This window comes from Pseudomonas sp. (assembly GCF_002796985.1).
Lineage (GTDB): Bacteria > Pseudomonadota > Gammaproteobacteria > Pseudomonadales > Pseudomonadaceae > Pseudomonas.
Window position 1 is genome coordinate 15,949 of sequence record NZ_PEKX01000011.1, and the last position, 15,753, is coordinate 31,701.

At 65.7% G+C, this 15,753-nt stretch carries 17 protein-coding genes; 10 read left to right on the forward strand and 7 right to left on the reverse strand.

The annotated features are described in order from the left end of the window. Positions 1-221: 221 nt before the first annotated feature. Both CTR55_RS17365 and CTR55_RS17370 read left to right on the forward strand, forming a co-directional pair. Positions 222-1,448, forward strand: a complete 1,227-nt coding sequence (locus CTR55_RS17365) for an EAL domain-containing response regulator (RefSeq protein WP_296288070.1) — start codon at positions 222-224, stop codon at positions 1,446-1,448. Between the two features lie 390 nt (positions 1,449-1,838). Further along, a complete protein-coding gene (locus tag CTR55_RS17370) occupies positions 1,839-2,711 on the forward strand; it encodes a hypothetical protein (protein ID WP_296288071.1) in 873 nt (290 codons plus the stop codon). A 26-nt stretch (positions 2,712-2,737) separates the two neighbouring features. Here CTR55_RS17370 and CTR55_RS17375 read toward each other — a convergent pair whose 3' ends face one another. Then, entirely contained in the window at positions 2,738-3,652 is a 915-nt protein-coding gene (locus CTR55_RS17375; protein WP_296288072.1) for a LysR family transcriptional regulator, read from the reverse strand. Positions 3,653-3,757: 105 nt separating this feature from the next. On the opposite strand from CTR55_RS17375, the gene CTR55_RS17380 reads away from it, so the two are divergent. Both CTR55_RS17380 and CTR55_RS17385 read left to right on the forward strand, forming a co-directional pair. Then, positions 3,758-4,759 carry a zinc-dependent alcohol dehydrogenase family protein gene (locus CTR55_RS17380; RefSeq protein ID WP_296288073.1) on the forward strand — a complete coding sequence of 334 codons (1,002 nt, stop codon included), beginning with the start codon at positions 3,758-3,760 and terminating at the stop codon, positions 4,757-4,759. Between the two features lie 58 nt (positions 4,760-4,817). Beyond that, the gene (locus CTR55_RS17385; RefSeq protein WP_296288074.1) at positions 4,818-5,711 is read left to right on the forward strand and encodes a LysR family transcriptional regulator; all 894 of its coding nucleotides are present in this window, start codon (positions 4,818-4,820) and stop codon (positions 5,709-5,711) included. 33 nt (positions 5,712-5,744) lie between these two features. Here the strand turns inward: CTR55_RS17385 and CTR55_RS17390 are convergent, their stop codons facing one another. From CTR55_RS17390 to CTR55_RS17400, 3 genes are read right to left on the reverse strand one after another with little or no spacing between them, the layout of a single operon-like run. Then, positions 5,745-6,788, reverse strand: a complete 1,044-nt coding sequence (locus CTR55_RS17390; RefSeq protein WP_296288075.1) for an NAD(P)-dependent alcohol dehydrogenase — start codon at positions 6,786-6,788, stop codon at positions 5,745-5,747. A 20-nt stretch (positions 6,789-6,808) separates the two neighbouring features. Further along, a complete protein-coding gene (locus CTR55_RS17395; RefSeq protein WP_296288076.1) occupies positions 6,809-7,816 on the reverse strand; it encodes an aldo/keto reductase in 1,008 nt (335 codons plus the stop codon). Between the two features lie 10 nt (positions 7,817-7,826). Further along, complete coding sequence (locus CTR55_RS17400; protein WP_081520836.1) at positions 7,827-8,156, reverse strand: carboxymuconolactone decarboxylase family protein; 330 nt, start codon at positions 8,154-8,156, stop codon at positions 7,827-7,829. Between the two features lie 258 nt (positions 8,157-8,414). Here CTR55_RS17400 and CTR55_RS17405 point away from each other — a divergent pair, with 258 nt between their 5' ends. After that, the gene (locus tag CTR55_RS17405; RefSeq protein ID WP_296288077.1) at positions 8,415-9,398 is read left to right on the forward strand and encodes an aldo/keto reductase; all 984 of its coding nucleotides are present in this window, start codon (positions 8,415-8,417) and stop codon (positions 9,396-9,398) included. A gap of 829 nt (positions 9,399-10,227) precedes the next feature. Beyond that, positions 10,228-10,704: a phage antirepressor gene (locus CTR55_RS17410; protein ID WP_296288078.1), complete on the forward strand. Its 477-nt coding sequence runs from the start codon at positions 10,228-10,230 to the stop codon at positions 10,702-10,704. Between the two features lie 309 nt (positions 10,705-11,013). Here CTR55_RS17410 and CTR55_RS17415 read toward each other — a convergent pair whose 3' ends face one another. Further along, complete coding sequence (locus tag CTR55_RS17415; protein ID WP_296288079.1) at positions 11,014-11,253, reverse strand: cytoplasmic protein; 240 nt, start codon at positions 11,251-11,253, stop codon at positions 11,014-11,016. 132 nt (positions 11,254-11,385) lie between these two features. Between CTR55_RS17415 and CTR55_RS17420 the strand changes: the two genes are divergently transcribed. Further along, positions 11,386-12,084, forward strand: coding sequence for an MOSC domain-containing protein (locus tag CTR55_RS17420; RefSeq protein ID WP_296288080.1), 699 nt, complete (start codon positions 11,386-11,388; stop codon positions 12,082-12,084). 1 nt (position 12,085) lies between these two features. On the opposite strand, the gene CTR55_RS17425 is transcribed toward CTR55_RS17420, so the two are convergent. Beyond that, positions 12,086-13,036 carry a DMT family transporter gene (locus CTR55_RS17425; protein WP_296288081.1) on the reverse strand — a complete coding sequence of 317 codons (951 nt, stop codon included), beginning with the start codon at positions 13,034-13,036 and terminating at the stop codon, positions 12,086-12,088. A 108-nt stretch (positions 13,037-13,144) separates the two neighbouring features. Between CTR55_RS17425 and CTR55_RS17430 the strand changes: the two genes are divergently transcribed. Beyond that, the gene (locus CTR55_RS17430; protein WP_296288082.1) at positions 13,145-14,089 is read left to right on the forward strand and encodes a LysR substrate-binding domain-containing protein; all 945 of its coding nucleotides are present in this window, start codon (positions 13,145-13,147) and stop codon (positions 14,087-14,089) included. On the opposite strand, the gene CTR55_RS17435 is transcribed toward CTR55_RS17430, so the two are convergent. Continuing rightward, positions 14,060-14,551, reverse strand: coding sequence for an HIT family protein (locus tag CTR55_RS17435; protein ID WP_296288083.1), 492 nt, complete (start codon positions 14,549-14,551; stop codon positions 14,060-14,062). The two genes, CTR55_RS17430 and CTR55_RS17435, sit on opposite strands and share 30 nt — an antisense overlap. 140 nt (positions 14,552-14,691) lie before the next feature. On the opposite strand from CTR55_RS17435, the gene CTR55_RS17440 reads away from it, so the two are divergent. Both CTR55_RS17440 and CTR55_RS17445 read left to right on the forward strand, forming a co-directional pair. Beyond that, positions 14,692-15,195: a GNAT family N-acetyltransferase gene (locus tag CTR55_RS17440; protein WP_296288084.1), complete on the forward strand. Its 504-nt coding sequence runs from the start codon at positions 14,692-14,694 to the stop codon at positions 15,193-15,195. A 108-nt stretch (positions 15,196-15,303) separates the two neighbouring features. Further along, the gene (locus CTR55_RS17445) at positions 15,304-15,747 is read left to right on the forward strand and encodes a nuclear transport factor 2 family protein (RefSeq protein WP_296288085.1); all 444 of its coding nucleotides are present in this window, start codon (positions 15,304-15,306) and stop codon (positions 15,745-15,747) included. Positions 15,748-15,753 lie beyond the last annotated feature (6 nt).

A 15,753-nucleotide genomic window follows, 5' to 3' on the forward strand; every position in this document is an offset into this window, starting at 1 on the left:
CCTGAGGCAGGCACGAACCTGTCCAACCCTCGTACTTGTTCGAGGTTTGTCGCTGCCCTGTTGACTCGCCCTGCAACCACGCGCGGAAGGTCACGCCCCCCGGAAAAGGACGCATTGCCTAAGAGTCCGATTTGTCTGACAGAGGAACTGGAATCTTCCGCCTCACAGCGGCGGCAAGGTTTTCGAAAATGCGCCTGGCCAACTTCCCATGAGAACTCGCCATGCCCCCCCTTTCCGCGCTGGTGCTCCAGGCTTCCGGTCTACACCGTTCGACTGCCGTCACCGCGCTGCACCACCTGGGTTACAGCTTCCTGTCGGAAGTCTCCAGCAATGCCTTCGCGCTGGACCGGCTGCGTAGCCAGGGCGGCGTCCATCTGCTGATCTGCGATGTACGCATCGACCCGGTGCCTCGCCTGGAGTTTCTCCAGACCGTGGCCCGCGAGCGGCTGGCCGGTGGCGTGGTGGTCAGCGGGGAAATGGCGCCGGGTACCTGGAGCGCCCTTTCCCACCTGCTGCAATTGCAGGGCATGAAGGTGTTCTGGCTGGGCAACGAGGCGGCGACCCTGGAGCGCCTGCGGGCACTGCTGGCCGACTTCCAGCCGGTGAGCGGGAAAAACGGCCCGCCCTTGGCCGAGACCGGTACGGGCGATGACGGTGAAAGCGCAGCCCTGCCCGCGCACGGCCAGTTGCGCGCCTACCTGCAACCCAAGGTGCACGTCGCCACGGCGCAGGTGTATGGGTTCGAGGTACTCGCACGCTGGCAACTGGAAGACGGCTCGGTGCTGCTGCCCAGTGAATTCATCCCGGCGATGCGCCGCGCAGGCAAGCTCGACAGGATGCTGTTCGAGCTGATGCCCCAGGCTGTTGAAGCACTGCGCGCCCATGGCAAGGACGAGCTGAAGCTCTCGTTCAACCTGGAAGCCGAGCAGATTGCCCAGACCGACTTCGCCGCCAGTGTGGAACGCAACCTGCGCGGGCTGAACGTAGACCCCGGACGCATCACCTTCGAGCTGACCGAATCCTCGCCACTGCATGCGCCGGCGCTGAGCCTGGAGAACGTACTGCGCCTGCGCCTGCTGGGTTGCGGCCTGGCCATCGACGATTTCGGATGTGGCCACTCCACCCTGCAGCGCCTGGTGGAATTACCCTTTACCGAAATGAAGCTGGACCGCCATCTCGTCGCCGACGTGAACAACGGCGACCCACGCCGCCTCATCGTGCTGCGCAATGCCCTGGCACTGGCCCGTGAACTGGGGCTGAAGGTGATTGCCGAGGGCGTGAAAAACGCCGCCCAGCTTCGTCAGTTGCAGCAACTGGACTGCGACTGTGCGCAAGGCTATCTGTTCGGCAGGCCGATGGATGCCGGCCAGGTCGCCAGCTTCCTGCGCGGCGCACCGATGCGCCTGCAGAAGCTGGAAGCCATTCCCGCCGTTCGCCCGGCGCAATGACGGGCGGAAAAGAAAACGGCTGTTGCGGGCTTCCTGCCCGCAACAGCCGTCTGGATTGTCCTCAGCAAAGGACCCAGAGATTGTAGGCCAATTGCCATCAGCATTTCTTCCCATTTATCCCGCATGCATGACGAAATGTCTCAAACACGGCAAACAGTTGCGACTTACTCGGTCGATCCAGGCAATTTCGCGGCACATTCGCCCCTATAGCGTCAGTTGTACAGCGCGATTCCGGTGCCTGTCCCAGCTCGACCAACTGCCACAACGTGAAGCCGTTCCTGAGTCTTTTCCTAGCCCGGCAGTAACCGTCTGGTTAACATCGTCGGTCGTACGCCGGACGCCAGGAACAGGCGCCTGCGCCAATCCATCTCCTGTTTTGGCTGCCGACACATGCCCTCGACGCCCGCCCCTTCGCTCCGCCGCTCTGCGCTTGGCCTGATCCTGAAGACCACCAGCCTCGTCGTAGTCGCTGCCATCGGCTTCTTCGTCTGGCAGGGCTTCTACCCGGTGCAGAGCGCCGATGGCTGGTCCTGCGCGGTGCTCCACCGTGACGTGGAGAAAGCGGCTTCGTTGGTGCCGCTGCCTGATGGCGGCCTGCTGGTCAGCCAGGAGCTGAAGGACGACAAGGGCAACATCCTGCACATCGCCGCCGACGGCAAACGCCGGGTGATGATCGATGGCCTGTCCAAGCCCGACGGCATGATCGCCGCGCAAGGCGGCTGGGTGTTCAGCCAGGAAAACGACGGCAAGCCGGTGCAACTGCTCAAGGACGGCAAGGTCAGCACGCTGTTCATGGGCAACTCGGTGCAAGGCCTGTGGAATGACGGCGACGACCTCTATGCCATCGAGGACAGCCACCAGAACGGCCGCCTGCTGCGCTACCGCTGGAGCGATGGCCAACTGACCGTACTGCGCGAGCACCTGCAGGAAACCGAATCCATCACCCGCTGCACCGACGGCAGCCTTCTCTACTCCGAGAAGGAAAAAGGCCTGGTGCACCGCTTCACCGAAGACGGCAAGGACCCGGTGCTGCTCGCCGGGCTGAACAAGCCCACCTTCCTGATGTGCGACGAGCGCGGCCTGTGGATCAGCGAAGACTCCACCCATCGCGCCCGCCTGCTGCTGTGGAACGGCCAGGGCGAGCCGCGCACCATCCTGTCGTTCCTCAAGGCACCGCAGTCCATCGTGCCCGACGGCAAGGGCGGCTACCTGCTCGCCGAAGGCGGCCGCGACCGCGTACTGCAACTGACCCCGACGCACTGACATCGCCGGGCGGCCGCAGGGCCGCCCTACTCCTGCTCCCCCGGCATCATCAGGCCGGGCATCACCTCGACCAGCGCATCGATCGCCAGGCGCACCTTGCGCGGCAACTGGGTGGTCTGCAGCCAAGTCGCATGGACGTCGTAGAGGAAGCCCGGCTGCTGCGGCAGCAACTCCTCCAGCGCCCCACCCTCGATGACTTCGCGCACCAGCCAGTAAGGCAACCATGCCAGCCCCATGCCGCGTACCACCGCGTCGGCAATGGCGGCGAGGTCGTCGAAACGCAGCCGGGAGCTCGGCGCGAACTCCGCCGGCTCCTGTCCTTCGCGGGGGAACAACCAGGGATTGATTCGCCCGGAGCGGTGGTAGACCAGAGCCCGGTGCGCGGTCAGTTCCTCGATGCTCTCCGGCCGCCCGTGCTCCTCCAGGTACGCTGGCGCAGCGCAGACCACCATGCGCTGCCGGCCGATGCGCCGGGCGATGATGCCGTCCCTGGGCTGCGGCTCTCCGGTACGAATCGCCAGGTCGATCTGTTCTTCCGCCAGGTCCGTCAGACGGTCGCTGAAGCGCAGGTCCAGCTCCAGTTGCGGATAGCGCTGTGCCAGTTCCAGCAGGACCGGCGCCACGCAGCGCCGACCAAAATGCACCGGCATCGCCACCCGCAGCCGGCCGCGGGGCTCGGCGACCTCGCCAGCGGCAAGGATGTCCGCCGCTTCCGCATCGGCCAGCAACGCGCGACAGCGTTCGTAGTAGATCCGCCCGGCTTCGGTCAGGCTCTGCCGGCGCGTGCTGCGCATCAGCAATTGGGCACCCAGGCGTTCTTCGAGAAAACGCACGTGCTTGCCCACCATGGGTGCGGACATTTCCAGGGCATCTGCCGCTGCCGCGAAGGACCCGAGGTCCACCGCGCGGACAAAGACTTCCATGCTGGTCAGACGATCCATTCGAAACTCCTGATTTCGACTAACCGCTTCTATACGCCATTTATTGGATGAATCCCATGACTGATAGTCGCTTTACGTCAAATCAATTTCGTATGGGAGCATCACATGGAAAGCACCAAGACCCGCGCCGTTCGTTTCCACCAGTTCGGCGGCCCGGAAGTCCTGCGCATCGAGCCGGTGGACGTTCGCCAACCCGGCGCGGATGAAGTGAGCATCCGGGTCAAGGCCCTGGGGTTGAATCGCGCCGAATCGCTGCTGCGCACCGATCGCTACATCGAAAGCCCGCAGTTCCCCTCCGGGCTGGGGCTGGAAGCCACGGGCGTGGTCGAGACCGTGGGCAGCGCGGTGCGCGGGTTCGCTCCGGGGGATGCGGTGAGCGTCCTGCCACCGACCTCGATGCACGAGGCCCCGACCCACGCCGAGCGCCTGGTGGTCCCGCAAGCTCGCCTGGTGAAGAACCCGCCGGGGCAGGCCTGGAACGACGCCGCCGCCACCTGGATGCAGTACCTGACCGCCTATGGCGCGCTGGTTCAGGTCGCCGGGCTGCGCGAAGGGGACTTCGTCGTCATCACCGCCGCGTCGAGCAGCGTCGGCCTGGCCGCCATCCAGATTGCCCGCCATGTGGGCGCGGTGCCCATCGCAGTGACCCGCACCTCGGCCAAACGCGAAGCCCTGCTGCGGGCCGGAGCCGCCGAAGTGATCGCCAGCGAAGAGGAGAACCTGCGCTCGCGCCTGCTCGAGATCACCGGCAAGGCCGGCGCACGGGTGGTGTTCGATCCGGTGGGCGGCCCGATCTTCGAAGCGCTGACCGCCGCCATGGGCGAAGGCGCAATCCTCATCGAGTACGGCGGCCTGAGCCCCGAGCCCACGCCCTTCCCGCTGTTCGAGGTACTGAGCCGTTCGCTGATCCTGCGGGGCTATCGCGTCTACGAAGTGCTGGAAGATCCGAAGCGCCTGCGCGAAGCCGCGGAGTTCATTTACGCAGGCCTCGCAGACGGCTCGCTGCGCCCAGTGATCGCCCGCACCTTCGCCTTCGAGGACGTCGTGGAGGCGTACCGCTACCTGGAGTCGAACCAGCAGTTCGGCAAAGTCGTGGTCACCCTGTAGCCATCGGATACAATGCCCCGGCGCGGCTCCCCGCCGCGCTGGATGCAGCGGAGCCGAGATGCCAAGGGAAAACTTCAACGACCTGATCGCCTTCGTCACTGTGGCGCGCGAAGGCAGTTTCACCAAGGCAGCGGCGCAGCTGGGGGTTTCCCAGTCGGCGCTGAGCCACACCATCCGCGCCCTGGAAACCCGCCTGGGCCTGCGTCTGCTCAGCCGCACCACCCGCAGCGTCTCCCCCACCGAAGCCGGCGAACGCCTGATGCTGACTCTGGCGCCGCGCTTCGAGGAGATCGAAGCGGAGCTGGCGGCCCTCAGCGACTTCCGCGACAAGCCGGTCGGCACCCTGCGCATCACCGCCGCCGAGCACGCGGCCAGCACCGTGCTCTGGCCGAAGCTGGCGAAAGTGCTGCCGGATTACCCGGACATCAAGGTCGAGGTGAGCATCGACTACGGCCTGACCGACATCGCCGCCGAACGTTTCGACGCCGGCGTGCGCCTGGGCGACCAGGTGGCCAAGGACATGATCGCCGTGCGCATTGCCCCGGACCTGCGCATGGCGGTGGTGGCCAGCCCCGCCTACCTCGCCCGAAAGGACCGCCCGCTGGACGTACCGGCACTGGCCCAACACGACTGCCTGAACCTGCGCTTGCCAACCTACGGCGGGCTGATGGCCTGGGAGTTCGCCAAGGACGGGCATGAAGTGAAGGCGCGAGTCGAAGGCCAGCTGACCTTCAACAGCAGCCCGCACATCCTCCGCGCCGCCCTGGACGGCTTCGGCCTCGCCTACCTGCCCGCAGACATGGTCACCGAGCACGTCACCGCCGGGCGCCTGGAAAAGGTGCTGGAAGACTGGTGCCCGACCTTCCCCGGCTACCACCTCTACTACCCGAGTCGACGGCAGAAATCCCGCGCCTTCACGGTGCTGGTGGACGCGCTGCGCCACCAGCAGTGAAAGCCGGGCGCAGGGCGCGCCCGGCCTGCGACCTCAGCTCAGCGTCGCCAGATCGATAACGAAGCGGTAGCGCACGTCGGAACGCTCCATGCGCTCGAAGGCGTGGTTGATCTCGTCCATGCGGATCATCTCGCACTCCGGCAGGATGTTCTTCTTGCCGCAGAAATCGAGCATCTCCTGGGTCTCGGCGATGCCGCCGATAGGCGAGCCAGCAATGCGCCGACGACCGAGCAGCAGCGGGACGCTACTGATCTCGTCGATGGGCCCGACCTGCCCGACCATCACCAGGGTGCCGTCGATATCCAGCAGCGGCATGTAGGGCTTGAGGTCGTGCTTCACCGGCACGGTGTCGATGATCAGGTCGAAGCTGTTGGCGGCGGCCTTCATCGCTTGCGCATCGGACGACACCAGCAGCGCATCGGCGCCCAGCTCCATGGCATCGCTGCGCTTGTCCGCCGTGCGGCTGAGCACCGTGACGGTGGCGCCCAGGCCGATGGCGAGTTTCACCGCCATGTGCCCCAGCCCGCCGAGACCGACCACGCCGACACGACTGCCCGGCCCGACGTTCCAGGTACGCAGCGGCGAATAGGTGGTGATGCCGGCGCACAGCAGCGGCGCGGCCTTGCTCAGGTCCAGGCCATCCGGCACGCGCAGGACGAACTCCTCACGCACCACCAACTGCTTCGAGTACCCGCCCTGGGTTGCTTCGCGGGTCACCCGATCAACACCGTTATAGGTCTGGGTGTTGCCCTGCCGGCACAGTTGCTCCTCGCCCTTGCGGCACTGATCGCACTCCTGGCAGGAGTCCACCATGCAGCCCACCGCCACGGCATCACCGACCTTGTAGCGGGTCACCTTCGCGCCGACCGCCGTGACCCGACCGACGATCTCGTGACCCGGCACCATCGGGTAACGGCTGAAGCCCCAGTCGTTGCGGGCCTGGTGCAGGTCGGAGTGGCAGACGCCGCAGTAGAGGACGTCCATCGCCACGTCGTTGTCGCGCAGCGAGCGGCGCTCGAAGGTAAAGGGTCCGAGCGGGTCCTGCGGGTTCTGCGCGGCGTATCCAAGGGTCTTCATCGGTATGGCTCCTTGAGGTGTCAACGGCGGGCCGGGCGGCCTTCGACGGGATAGGCGGGATCACTGTAGCCGGGGGTGGAGGCATGGCCGGGCGGCACCAGGCTGTCGACGAAGGCTTCATCCTCGACCGTCAGCTGGAGGTCCAGCGCCGGCAGGTAGCCGTCCCAGTGCTCCTCGGTGCGCGGGCCAGCAATGAGCGAGCTGACCAGCGGGTTGTTCAGCACCCAGGCCAGCGCGAACGCAGCCGGCGTGGTGCCACGGGCGATAGCATGCTCGGCGATGCGCTGGGCGATCTGCAGGGATTCGGGCCGCCATTCGGTCTGCTGGATGCGCTTGTCGCCACGGCCGACGCGGGAGTCCGCTGGCGGCTCGGCGCCGGGTCGGTACTTGCCGGTGAGTACACCTCTGGCCAGCGGGCTGTAGGGCACCACGCCGATGCCGAAGTGGCCGGCGACAGGCAGTTGCTCGACCTCGGCGGTGCGGTCTACCAGGTTGTACAGCGGCTCGCTGCAGACCGGCCGGTCCATGCCCAACTGGTCAGCCAGGCGCACCACCTCGGCGATGCGCCAGCCACGGAAGTTGGACAGGCCGTAATAGCGCACCTTGCCCTGGCGAATCAGCTCGCCCACCGCGCGCAAGCCCTCTTCCAGCGGCGCATCGACGTCGGTGCGGTGGAAGTAGAGGATGTCCAGGTAGTCGGTGCCCAGCCGGCGCAGGCTGTCCTCCACCGCATGGTAGATCCACTTGCGCGACTGGCCGCGGTGGTTCGGGCCATCGCCCAGGGCGTTGCCGAACTTGCTGGCGATCACCCAGTCATCGCGCCGGGCAGCCACCGCACGGCCTACCACTTCCTCGGAGCGCCCCTTGTGATAGACGTCGGCGGTGTCGATGAAATTGACGCCCTGCTCGAAGGCCTTGTCGATGATCCGGTGCGAGGTCGGCTCGTCGGTCTCGCCGCCGAACATCATCGCGCCCAGGCACAGGGGCGAGACTTTCAGGGCGCTACGGCCCAGGTAACGGTATTCCATGGAATGCTCCTCAGGCGGCATCGCGCTCGGCGAACACGCGGCGGGCGACGCCCAGCGCGGTGGAGGCCGTGGGCCAGCCGGAATAGAAAGCCAGGTGGGTGATGGCCTCGATCAGCTCCTCGCGGGTCAGGCCGTTGTCCAGCGCCTTGCCCAGGTGGAAGTAGAGTTCATTGGCCTGGTAGCGCGCCACCAGGCTGGAAACGGTGACCAGGCTGCGGTCACGCGGCGAGAGGCCGGGGCGCTCCCAGACATCGCCGAACAGCACCTGGTCGGTGTAGTCGGCCAGCGCCGGGGCGATGTCGCCGAAAGCCTTGTGGGCGGTGGAAGCGGGTTCGCTCATGGTGTTCTCCCCTTCGCTATTGAACTGGTGGACCATGCTAGGCCGCGTCGGGCCTGCGATTAAGAGGCGAAACGCGTTTGGACCTATGAGGCAGCCTCATGAATGGCCCGCCATAACCCATGAGCCAGGCTCATAGGCGAATGCGGTTTCAACTGTCTAATCACGACGAAAGTCCTTGAGTAAAGTCCATTCCAGACGTTTCGCCGGGCATTCCTGCCCTTCCCGCTTCAGGACTGACTTTCGATTGGAGAGACTTCGATGGACAAGCGCACACTGGGCCACAACGGCCTGCAGGTATCGACACTGGGCCTGGGCTGCATGGGCCTGAGCTACGGCTACGGACCGGCGGTGGACCGCTACGACGGCATCCGCTTGTTACGCACCGCCTTCGACCGCGGCGTGACCTTCTTCGACACCGCCGAGGCCTACGGCCCCTTCGCCAACGAGGAACTGCTCGGCGAAGCCCTGGCGCCGGTGCGCGACCAGGTGGTGATCGCCACCAAGTTCGGCTTCAGAGACGGTGACGTCGCCCAGGGCCTGGACAGCCGCCCGGAGAACATCCGCGCGGTCGCCGAAGCTTCGCTCAAGCGCCTGAAGACCGACCGCATCGACCTCTTCTACCAGCACCGGGTCGACCCGAACGTGCCCATGGAAGACGTCGCCGGCACCGTCAGCGAACTGATCCGCGAGGGCAAGGTGAAGCACTTCGGTCTCTCCGAAGCCGGCCCGCAATCCATCCGCCGCGCCCACGCGGTGCAGCCGGTAGCAGCGCTGCAAAGCGAGTACTCGTTGTGGTGGCGCGAACCGGAGAAGGAAATCCTCCCGCTGCTGGCCGAACTGGGCATCGGCTTCGTGCCCTTCAGCCCGCTGGGCAAGGGCTTCCTCACCGGCGCCATCGACGAGCGCACGCAGTTCTCGGCCAATGATTTCCGCAATGTCGTGCCGCGCTTCTCCGAGGAGAACCGCAAGGCCAACGCCGGGCTGATCGACGTGCTCGGCCGCCTCGCCGAGAGCAAGGGCGCGACCTGCGCGCAGATCGCCATCGCCTGGCTGCTGGCCCAGCAGCCGTGGATCGTACCGATCCCCGGCACCACCAAGCTGCATCGCCTGGAAGAAAACCTCGGCGCGGCCTCGCTGATGCTGCACGCTACCGACCTCGCCGCCATCGAAGCGGCACTGCGGGAGATCGAGATCGTCGGCGAGCGCTACCCGGCGCACCTGCAACAACGGGTGGGGCGCTGAGCGACTTCTACGCCTGACACCGAATTCAACCTGTAGGAGATTCTATGTCTACCCCAGCACCGGTCTCGCCGACGGACCTTCAACGTAGGATGTGGTGGAGCGAAGCGATACCCATGCTGTCGGTGCCCGGAATCGATGGGTATCGCTGCGCTCCACGCCATCCTACGACGTGTTCCTCCTGACGCTTGTGTGAAAGGCGATACCCTTCAATCAAACGCCACAATCGCCTCCAGCTCGTGTAGTGCGTAGGGCGCATAACGCGTCAGCGTTTATCCGCCGCGAGGCAACTGGCGGATAACCCGTTCCGGGTTATGCGCCCTACGTCTAAGCGCTTTTCGTAGGATGGCGTGGAGCGAAGCGATACCCATCCTACGTCTGACATCGGGTTCAACCTATAGGATGGGCAGGCGCCCATGGCGCGCTCCTACAGGGGGCGTTGGCGCAGGGGCTTTCACGCGGAAATGCCCGACAGCCTCGCAGTTCCTGAAAGCCGGCACGCCAATCCGGTAAAGCCGCTGCGGGCTGCATGGGAAGGCCCTTACACTTTTCCGGCGTTGCGGTCCTACGAGCCCACTGCTTAGCGTTCTGCCCTGCCACAGCGTCATCGTGGCCAGGCGTAGAAACCTGATCTCATCTCGATATCGCTTTAGCAGGGGCAATCCGGCACCACCTCGGTGCCGGGTTCGCTTTGCTGTCTATGGCGGGCCGTGTAAGGCGGGCTTCGGCCCGGCTGGCGTTCGAGATGAGCCGGTTTTCTACCCTTGCACGGTCCGCCTCCCTCTTCGGTAGTTTCGGGCGGCGGCTTCTTGATTGAGCAAGGAGCTACAGCATGAACCTTTCGACTTCCCCGGCCGATGACGGCCTGATCCCGACCCACTTCGTCCGCTACAACCGGCCACTGCGCGCCCTGCTGATCGAGCAGCAGGCGTGGTTTCTGGTGCGCGACCTGAGCAAGTTGGTCAACCGCCCCATCGAGGCCCAACTCATCTCCCGGCTGGACCACGACCAGTCGCGCCAGGAGCGCCTTGCTGGCATTCCCGGGCCGGAACTGCTGGTCAGCGAAAGCGGCCTCTACGCCCTGCTGCTGATCTACTGCCCCCACCCGGAAAACCGCAGCCTGCGCCAATGGCTAACCAACGAAGTGGTGCCCACCCTGCGCGACGCCTCCAACCTCGACGCCCGCCTGCCGCGCCGGCGCATGCAGCACCTGCTGGGCGAGTCGCTACCGGTGATGGACTGGCAGGGCAACCTCTGGCTGCGCTGGCGCGATGCCGTGGGCCTGCTGGAAAACCACCTGCGCACCTGACGCCGGACCCGCCTTTGTAGGACCGAGGGGCGCGCCTCGCCCTTGCTCGCGAACCCGCCCAGCTCCGGTGCCGCCGGGAAGCCTGTTCGCGAGCAAGCTCGCTCCTACGAAAAGCACAGCCTGCCGGCTTTGGTAGGGCGCATAACGCGCCAGCGTTTATCCGCCGCGAGGCAACTGGCGGATAACCCGTTCCGGGTTATGCGCCCTACGTCTAAGCGCTTTTCGTAGGATGGCGTGCCTCGGCTGACACCGGATTCAACCTGTAGGAGCGAGCTTGCTCGCGAACAAGCGGCCCACCGAAGCCCATTCCTACAGGGTGTCCAACGCCATCGGACGGTACAGCGGCTCGCTGGCCAGCACCTTGATGCCGGCTGGCGAGCTTTCCAGCAGGCGGCGCTCGCTGTCGGCCACCTGCAACTCCAGGTCGAAATCCTGCCCGCCCAGGCTCTCGGCGATGGCGCGCACGGCGTCTCGGGCCCAGGGCAGATCGGAATCGAAATGGCCGAGCAACTGGCCGTGGCGCTGGATGATCAGGCGGTACTTCTGCATGGCGGGCTCTCACGGGAATCAAACGGAAAAATACTTGGTATCGAATCGAAACATTGACAGAGCCTACCGTTCTGACGGATTTTGTCCAGGTAGTTTTTGGTCGACACCATTCCCAAGCCCGAGAATCCTGCCATGAGCCTGTCAGCCGTTTCCCTCGACGCCCTCCTCACCGGCCGCGCCGTGCCCTTTACCCGGCCGGGCTCGCGTAGCGCCATCGCCAAACAGGCGTGCCAGAGCACGCTGGCGGTGACGACGCTGGGCCTTCAGAGCGACGAACAAGGCGATCTGCGCGTCCACGGCGGCGTCGAAAAAGCCATTCACCACTACCCCCGCGAGCACTATGCAGACTGGGCCGCCGAGCTGGGCGAGCACCCGCTACTGGGCCAGCCTGGCGCGTTCGGCGAGAACTTCAGCACCCGCGGCTGGACGGAAGCGGACCTCTGCCTGGGCGACCGCATCCGCGCCGGTACGGCCTTGCTGGAGGTGTCCCAGGGGCGCATGCCCTGCTGGAAGCTCAATGACCGTTTCGACGTGGCGCAGATGGCCCTGCGGGTGCAGGAGTCCGGGCGCACCGGCTGGTACTACCGGGTGCTGGAGGAAGGTTCGGTGGCTGCCGGAGCGACGCTGCAACTGGTCGAGCGGCCCTATGCCGACTGGTCGCTGCAACGGCTCTCCGCCGTGCTGTTCGACAAGCGCGTGGACGCCGACGTGCTGCGCGAATGCCTGGAGTTGCCGCTGCCGCCGAACTGGCGCCGCACCCTGTCGCGGCGTCTCGAGAACGGCGCGGTAGAGGACTGGAGCCCGCGCCTGGAAGGCAGCCCGAAGGCCTGACTCAGGACTCCACGGCGCGCGCCGGAGCCTCTGCCGGAGCACGGTGCAGGCCGATGGCCCAGAGCACGCCGACAGTCAGCAGCAGGATAGCCAGCGATTCCACCGGGCCGGGCAGGCGCTGCTCGTTGATGTAGGCGTAGGCACAGGCGAACAGCGTCTCGAAGACGATCAATTGGCCGCCGAGGCTCATCGGCAGGCGGCGCGTCGCGGCGTTCCACAGGCCATTGGCGACCCACGAGCCGAAGATGGCGAGGAACAGCGACACCCAGAGGAACACCATCCAGCGCTCCGAGGAAATGTCCGTCGGCACGGCCTGAGGCGCGATCAGCACACCCACCCCCGCCAGCACCACGGCCATGACGCCAGTGACCACGCCGGTCAGGGTCGACCACTCGTGGCTGTTGAAGTGGCTGGCCTTCAGGTAGCGCGCGTTGGCGGTGGCGAACCAGGACCAGCAGACCACCGCCGAGAAGCCGCAGACGATGCCGAGGATGCGCTCGCCCGGCGTGCTGCCGGCTGCCATCAGCGCGCTCGGGTCAAGGTTGATGCAGAGGATGCCCAGCGCGACCAGCGCCAGCGGCATCTTCATCCGCGACAGCGGCAGCGAGTCATGCTCCGAACGGCTGCGGTAGCTGATCGCCAGCGGCATGATGCCGTTGATCAGCGAGGCCGCCGCCACCCCGGCGAACTGCACCGCCGCCGACAGCAGCGCGAAGTACAGCAGGTTGCCGGCCAGGGACAGGCGAATCAGCATCGACAGGTCCTCGCGGCTGACCCGGCGCAGCAGGCCGAGGGCCACCGGCAAGGCGATCAGCAGCGAGATGGCGCCATACAGCGCGAAACGCACGGAACTGATCAGTAGCGGGTTGAATTCCGGCACCAGCGACGGCGCCAGGATCACCCCGCCCCAGATTGCCCCTGCCATGCCTGCGTAGACCACCCCGCGTTTCATCTCCAACAACCTCGATACTTCAGTGAATGCCCATAAAGAGCCGCCACGGTAGCGGTTGTGGTAGGTTCTGACCAAGGATAAATCCGCACCGAGACATTCCCACCAGGAATGCCTCAGACCTTTCAACGGAGAGCCGTCATCAGCCGTTACCTGCGCACCCTGCCGCCCCTGGAAACCCTCATCACCTTCGAGGCCGTGGGCCGCTACGGCAGCTTCACCCAGGCCGCCACCGAGCTGTTCCTCACCCAGAGCGCGGTGAGCAAGCAGATGCGCGCGCTGGAAGACAGCCTCAAGGTGCCGCTGTTCGAGCGCAAACCACGCGGCGTCACCCTCACCGCTGCCGGCGCCGAACTGCTGACCACCGTGGACATGCTGCTCGATCGCCTGCAACACAGCGTGCGGCGCATCCGCAACGTGCACCAGAGCAACGCCGTGTCGGTGCTGGCGACCCACGCGCTGGCGCAGTTCTGGCTGTTCCCCAAGCTGATCGAGTTCAACAAGGCGCACCCCGGCATCGCCGTGCATGTGCATGCGATCAACGAGATCGACGAAGCCAGTCTGGTGGATTTCGACCTCGGCATCCTCTACGGCGCCGGCGACTGGACCACGCTGAACAGCCGTTTCGTGCTGCCGGAAGTGGTCTATCCCGTCGCCCGGCCGGACTTCGACGCCTCCCGCATCACCACCCTCGATCAGCTCGCCACCGCGCCGCTGGTGCAGCTGGATACTTCGGCCTGGAGTTGCCTGGATTGGCACGACTGGTTCGGTCACTTCGGCAAGGACTACCAGCCAGCGGAAGGCGATCCGGTGTTCAACCAGCTCACCCTCGCTTACCGCGCCGTGCAGCAAGGCATGGGCATCGGCCTGGCCTGGGGCTTCATGGCCGACGAAGCGGTGGCCAATGGCGAGATGCAGCGGGTCACCGACCTGGCCATGGTCACCGAACGCGGCGAGTACCTGGTGTCCCTGCGCCATCGCCAGCTATCGCCAGCGGCGCAGCTGTTCCATGACTGGTTGCTGGAGTCACTGGGGCTGGGCGAAACGGTCGCGTAACCGCTCGATCACTTCCGCAATGGACGGCCCGCGCACCATCGGTGGCGTCGGCGCTTCGCCGAATTCGCGCCAGACGAACAGGGTCAGTTCGGCACCATCGGTCTGGGTCGCCGCGTCATCAACATGGGCGAACTGGCTGAGCGTGCGATAGCGCGCATCGGCCCAGAACGCATCCTCGACCCAGGCGTACACCGGGATGAAATGGAAGTGGATCGGCAAGCCCGGTGAGTGACCGAAGCGGCCGATATACAGCCACTTGGGTTGCAGGGTTTGTTCGAGGATGCGTTGCACCTTCGCCATCAGCACGCCCATTTCCGCCAGCGCGGTTTCCGGCAGGTCGGCCAGGGATTCCACCGGCTGCTTCGAGCCGAGCATCAGGTACCCCGGCAACGCGGACGCCAGATGGTGGTTGAGCAGCCAGTGCTCGGACTGATGGATGACGTGGGTGGCGGGAATCTGCATCGACGGGCGTCCAGCGCAAAACGGGATGCCAGACTAGCAGAGGGGCCGCTGGGCGAGCCTACCTGCCACTGGCGCTGCGAGGGAAATGGGCGACAATGGCGCTCACGCGCCCTTTTCCGCCTCGCCGCGAGCCCCTGACCATGAACGATCTTTCCATCCAACTGGTGCAGACCGGCCCTGAACACCGGGACCTGATCCGCAACCTCTACCAGTACTACGCCTACGAGTCGTCGGACTGGGAAGACGAGGACGTGGAGGCCGACGGTCGCTTCTACATCCACGAAGAGCACCTGGCGCGCTACTGGAGCGAACCGGAGTGGAGCGCCAACCTGATCCTCGCCGATGGTTTCATCGCCGGCTTCCTGCTGGTGGAAGGCAGCGAGCTGCCGGGCATCGACGCGCTGGAGCTGTCGGACCTGTTCGTGCTGAAGAAGTACCGGCGCATGGGGATTGGCCGCGCTCTGGCTAACCAGGTGCTGCTGGGCAATCCCGGCCCCTGGCTGGTGCGTTTCTACGCCCAGGACGAGGTCGCCGCGGCCTTCTGGAAAGCCGTGTTCGCCGACCTCCCGCGCCCGGTGCAGAACATCGAGCCAGGGGATGACCCGCAGCTGGTGAGTTACCTGGTCAGCCCGGTCGCCCACTGAAGGCCTGTGCTGGAGGATCAGTCTTCTGTCATTTGCGATCATTGAGCGACTTGCCGAACCGGTCGTATCGTCCTGAGTGAACAACAAGCACTCTCAGGAGGTATTCCCGTGACCGCTCTGAACCTGCATCCCCAGGCCGCCGCTTCGCTGACCAGCTGGCACCAGATGGTAGCCGCCAAGAACCTCTCCAACCTGCCGCAACTGCTGGCGCCCAACGCGGTGTTCCGCTCGCCCATGGCGCACTCGCCCTACCCCGGCGCGCCAGTGGTCTCGACCATCCTCAACACCGTGCTGCAGGTGTTCGAGAACTTCACCTACCACCGCGAGCTGGCCACCGGCGACGGCCTGAACGTGGTGCTGGAGTTCAGCGCGACGGTGAACGGCAAGGACCTCAAGGGCATCGACATGATCCGCTTCGACGAGAACGGCAAGATCGTCGAGTTCGAGGTGATGGTCCGCCCGCTCAGCGGCCTGCAGGCCCTGGGCGAGGAAATGGGCCGCCGCCTGGCGCCCTACCTGGCAGCCGCCAAGGCGCAGACCGCCAAGAGCTGATTGCCC

Bases quoted from the DNA above. Each gene is read 5' to 3' on its own strand.
- CTR55_RS17365 (WP_296288070.1), top strand. From the start codon at position 222: ATGCCCCCCCTTTCCGCGCTGGTGCTCCAGGCTTCCGGTCTACACCGT.
- CTR55_RS17370 (WP_296288071.1), top strand. From the start codon at position 1,839: ATGCCCTCGACGCCCGCCCCTTCGCTCCGCCGCTCTGCGCTTGGCCTG.
- CTR55_RS17375 (WP_296288072.1), bottom strand. From the start codon at position 3,652: ATGGATCGTCTGACCAGCATGGAAGTCTTTGTCCGCGCGGTGGACCTC.
- CTR55_RS17380 (WP_296288073.1), top strand. From the start codon at position 3,758: ATGGAAAGCACCAAGACCCGCGCCGTTCGTTTCCACCAGTTCGGCGGC.
- CTR55_RS17385 (WP_296288074.1), top strand. From the start codon at position 4,818: ATGCCAAGGGAAAACTTCAACGACCTGATCGCCTTCGTCACTGTGGCG.
- CTR55_RS17390 (WP_296288075.1), bottom strand. From the start codon at position 6,788: ATGAAGACCCTTGGATACGCCGCGCAGAACCCGCAGGACCCGCTCGGA.
- CTR55_RS17395 (WP_296288076.1), bottom strand. From the start codon at position 7,816: ATGGAATACCGTTACCTGGGCCGTAGCGCCCTGAAAGTCTCGCCCCTG.
- CTR55_RS17400 (WP_081520836.1), bottom strand. From the start codon at position 8,156: ATGAGCGAACCCGCTTCCACCGCCCACAAGGCTTTCGGCGACATCGCC.
- CTR55_RS17405 (WP_296288077.1), top strand. From the start codon at position 8,415: ATGGACAAGCGCACACTGGGCCACAACGGCCTGCAGGTATCGACACTG.
- CTR55_RS17410 (WP_296288078.1), top strand. From the start codon at position 10,228: ATGAACCTTTCGACTTCCCCGGCCGATGACGGCCTGATCCCGACCCAC.
- CTR55_RS17415 (WP_296288079.1), bottom strand. From the start codon at position 11,253: ATGCAGAAGTACCGCCTGATCATCCAGCGCCACGGCCAGTTGCTCGGC.
- CTR55_RS17420 (WP_296288080.1), top strand. From the start codon at position 11,386: ATGAGCCTGTCAGCCGTTTCCCTCGACGCCCTCCTCACCGGCCGCGCC.
- CTR55_RS17425 (WP_296288081.1), bottom strand. From the start codon at position 13,036: ATGAAACGCGGGGTGGTCTACGCAGGCATGGCAGGGGCAATCTGGGGC.
- CTR55_RS17430 (WP_296288082.1), top strand. From the start codon at position 13,145: ATGCCTCAGACCTTTCAACGGAGAGCCGTCATCAGCCGTTACCTGCGC.
- CTR55_RS17435 (WP_296288083.1), bottom strand. From the start codon at position 14,551: ATGCAGATTCCCGCCACCCACGTCATCCATCAGTCCGAGCACTGGCTG.
- CTR55_RS17440 (WP_296288084.1), top strand. From the start codon at position 14,692: ATGAACGATCTTTCCATCCAACTGGTGCAGACCGGCCCTGAACACCGG.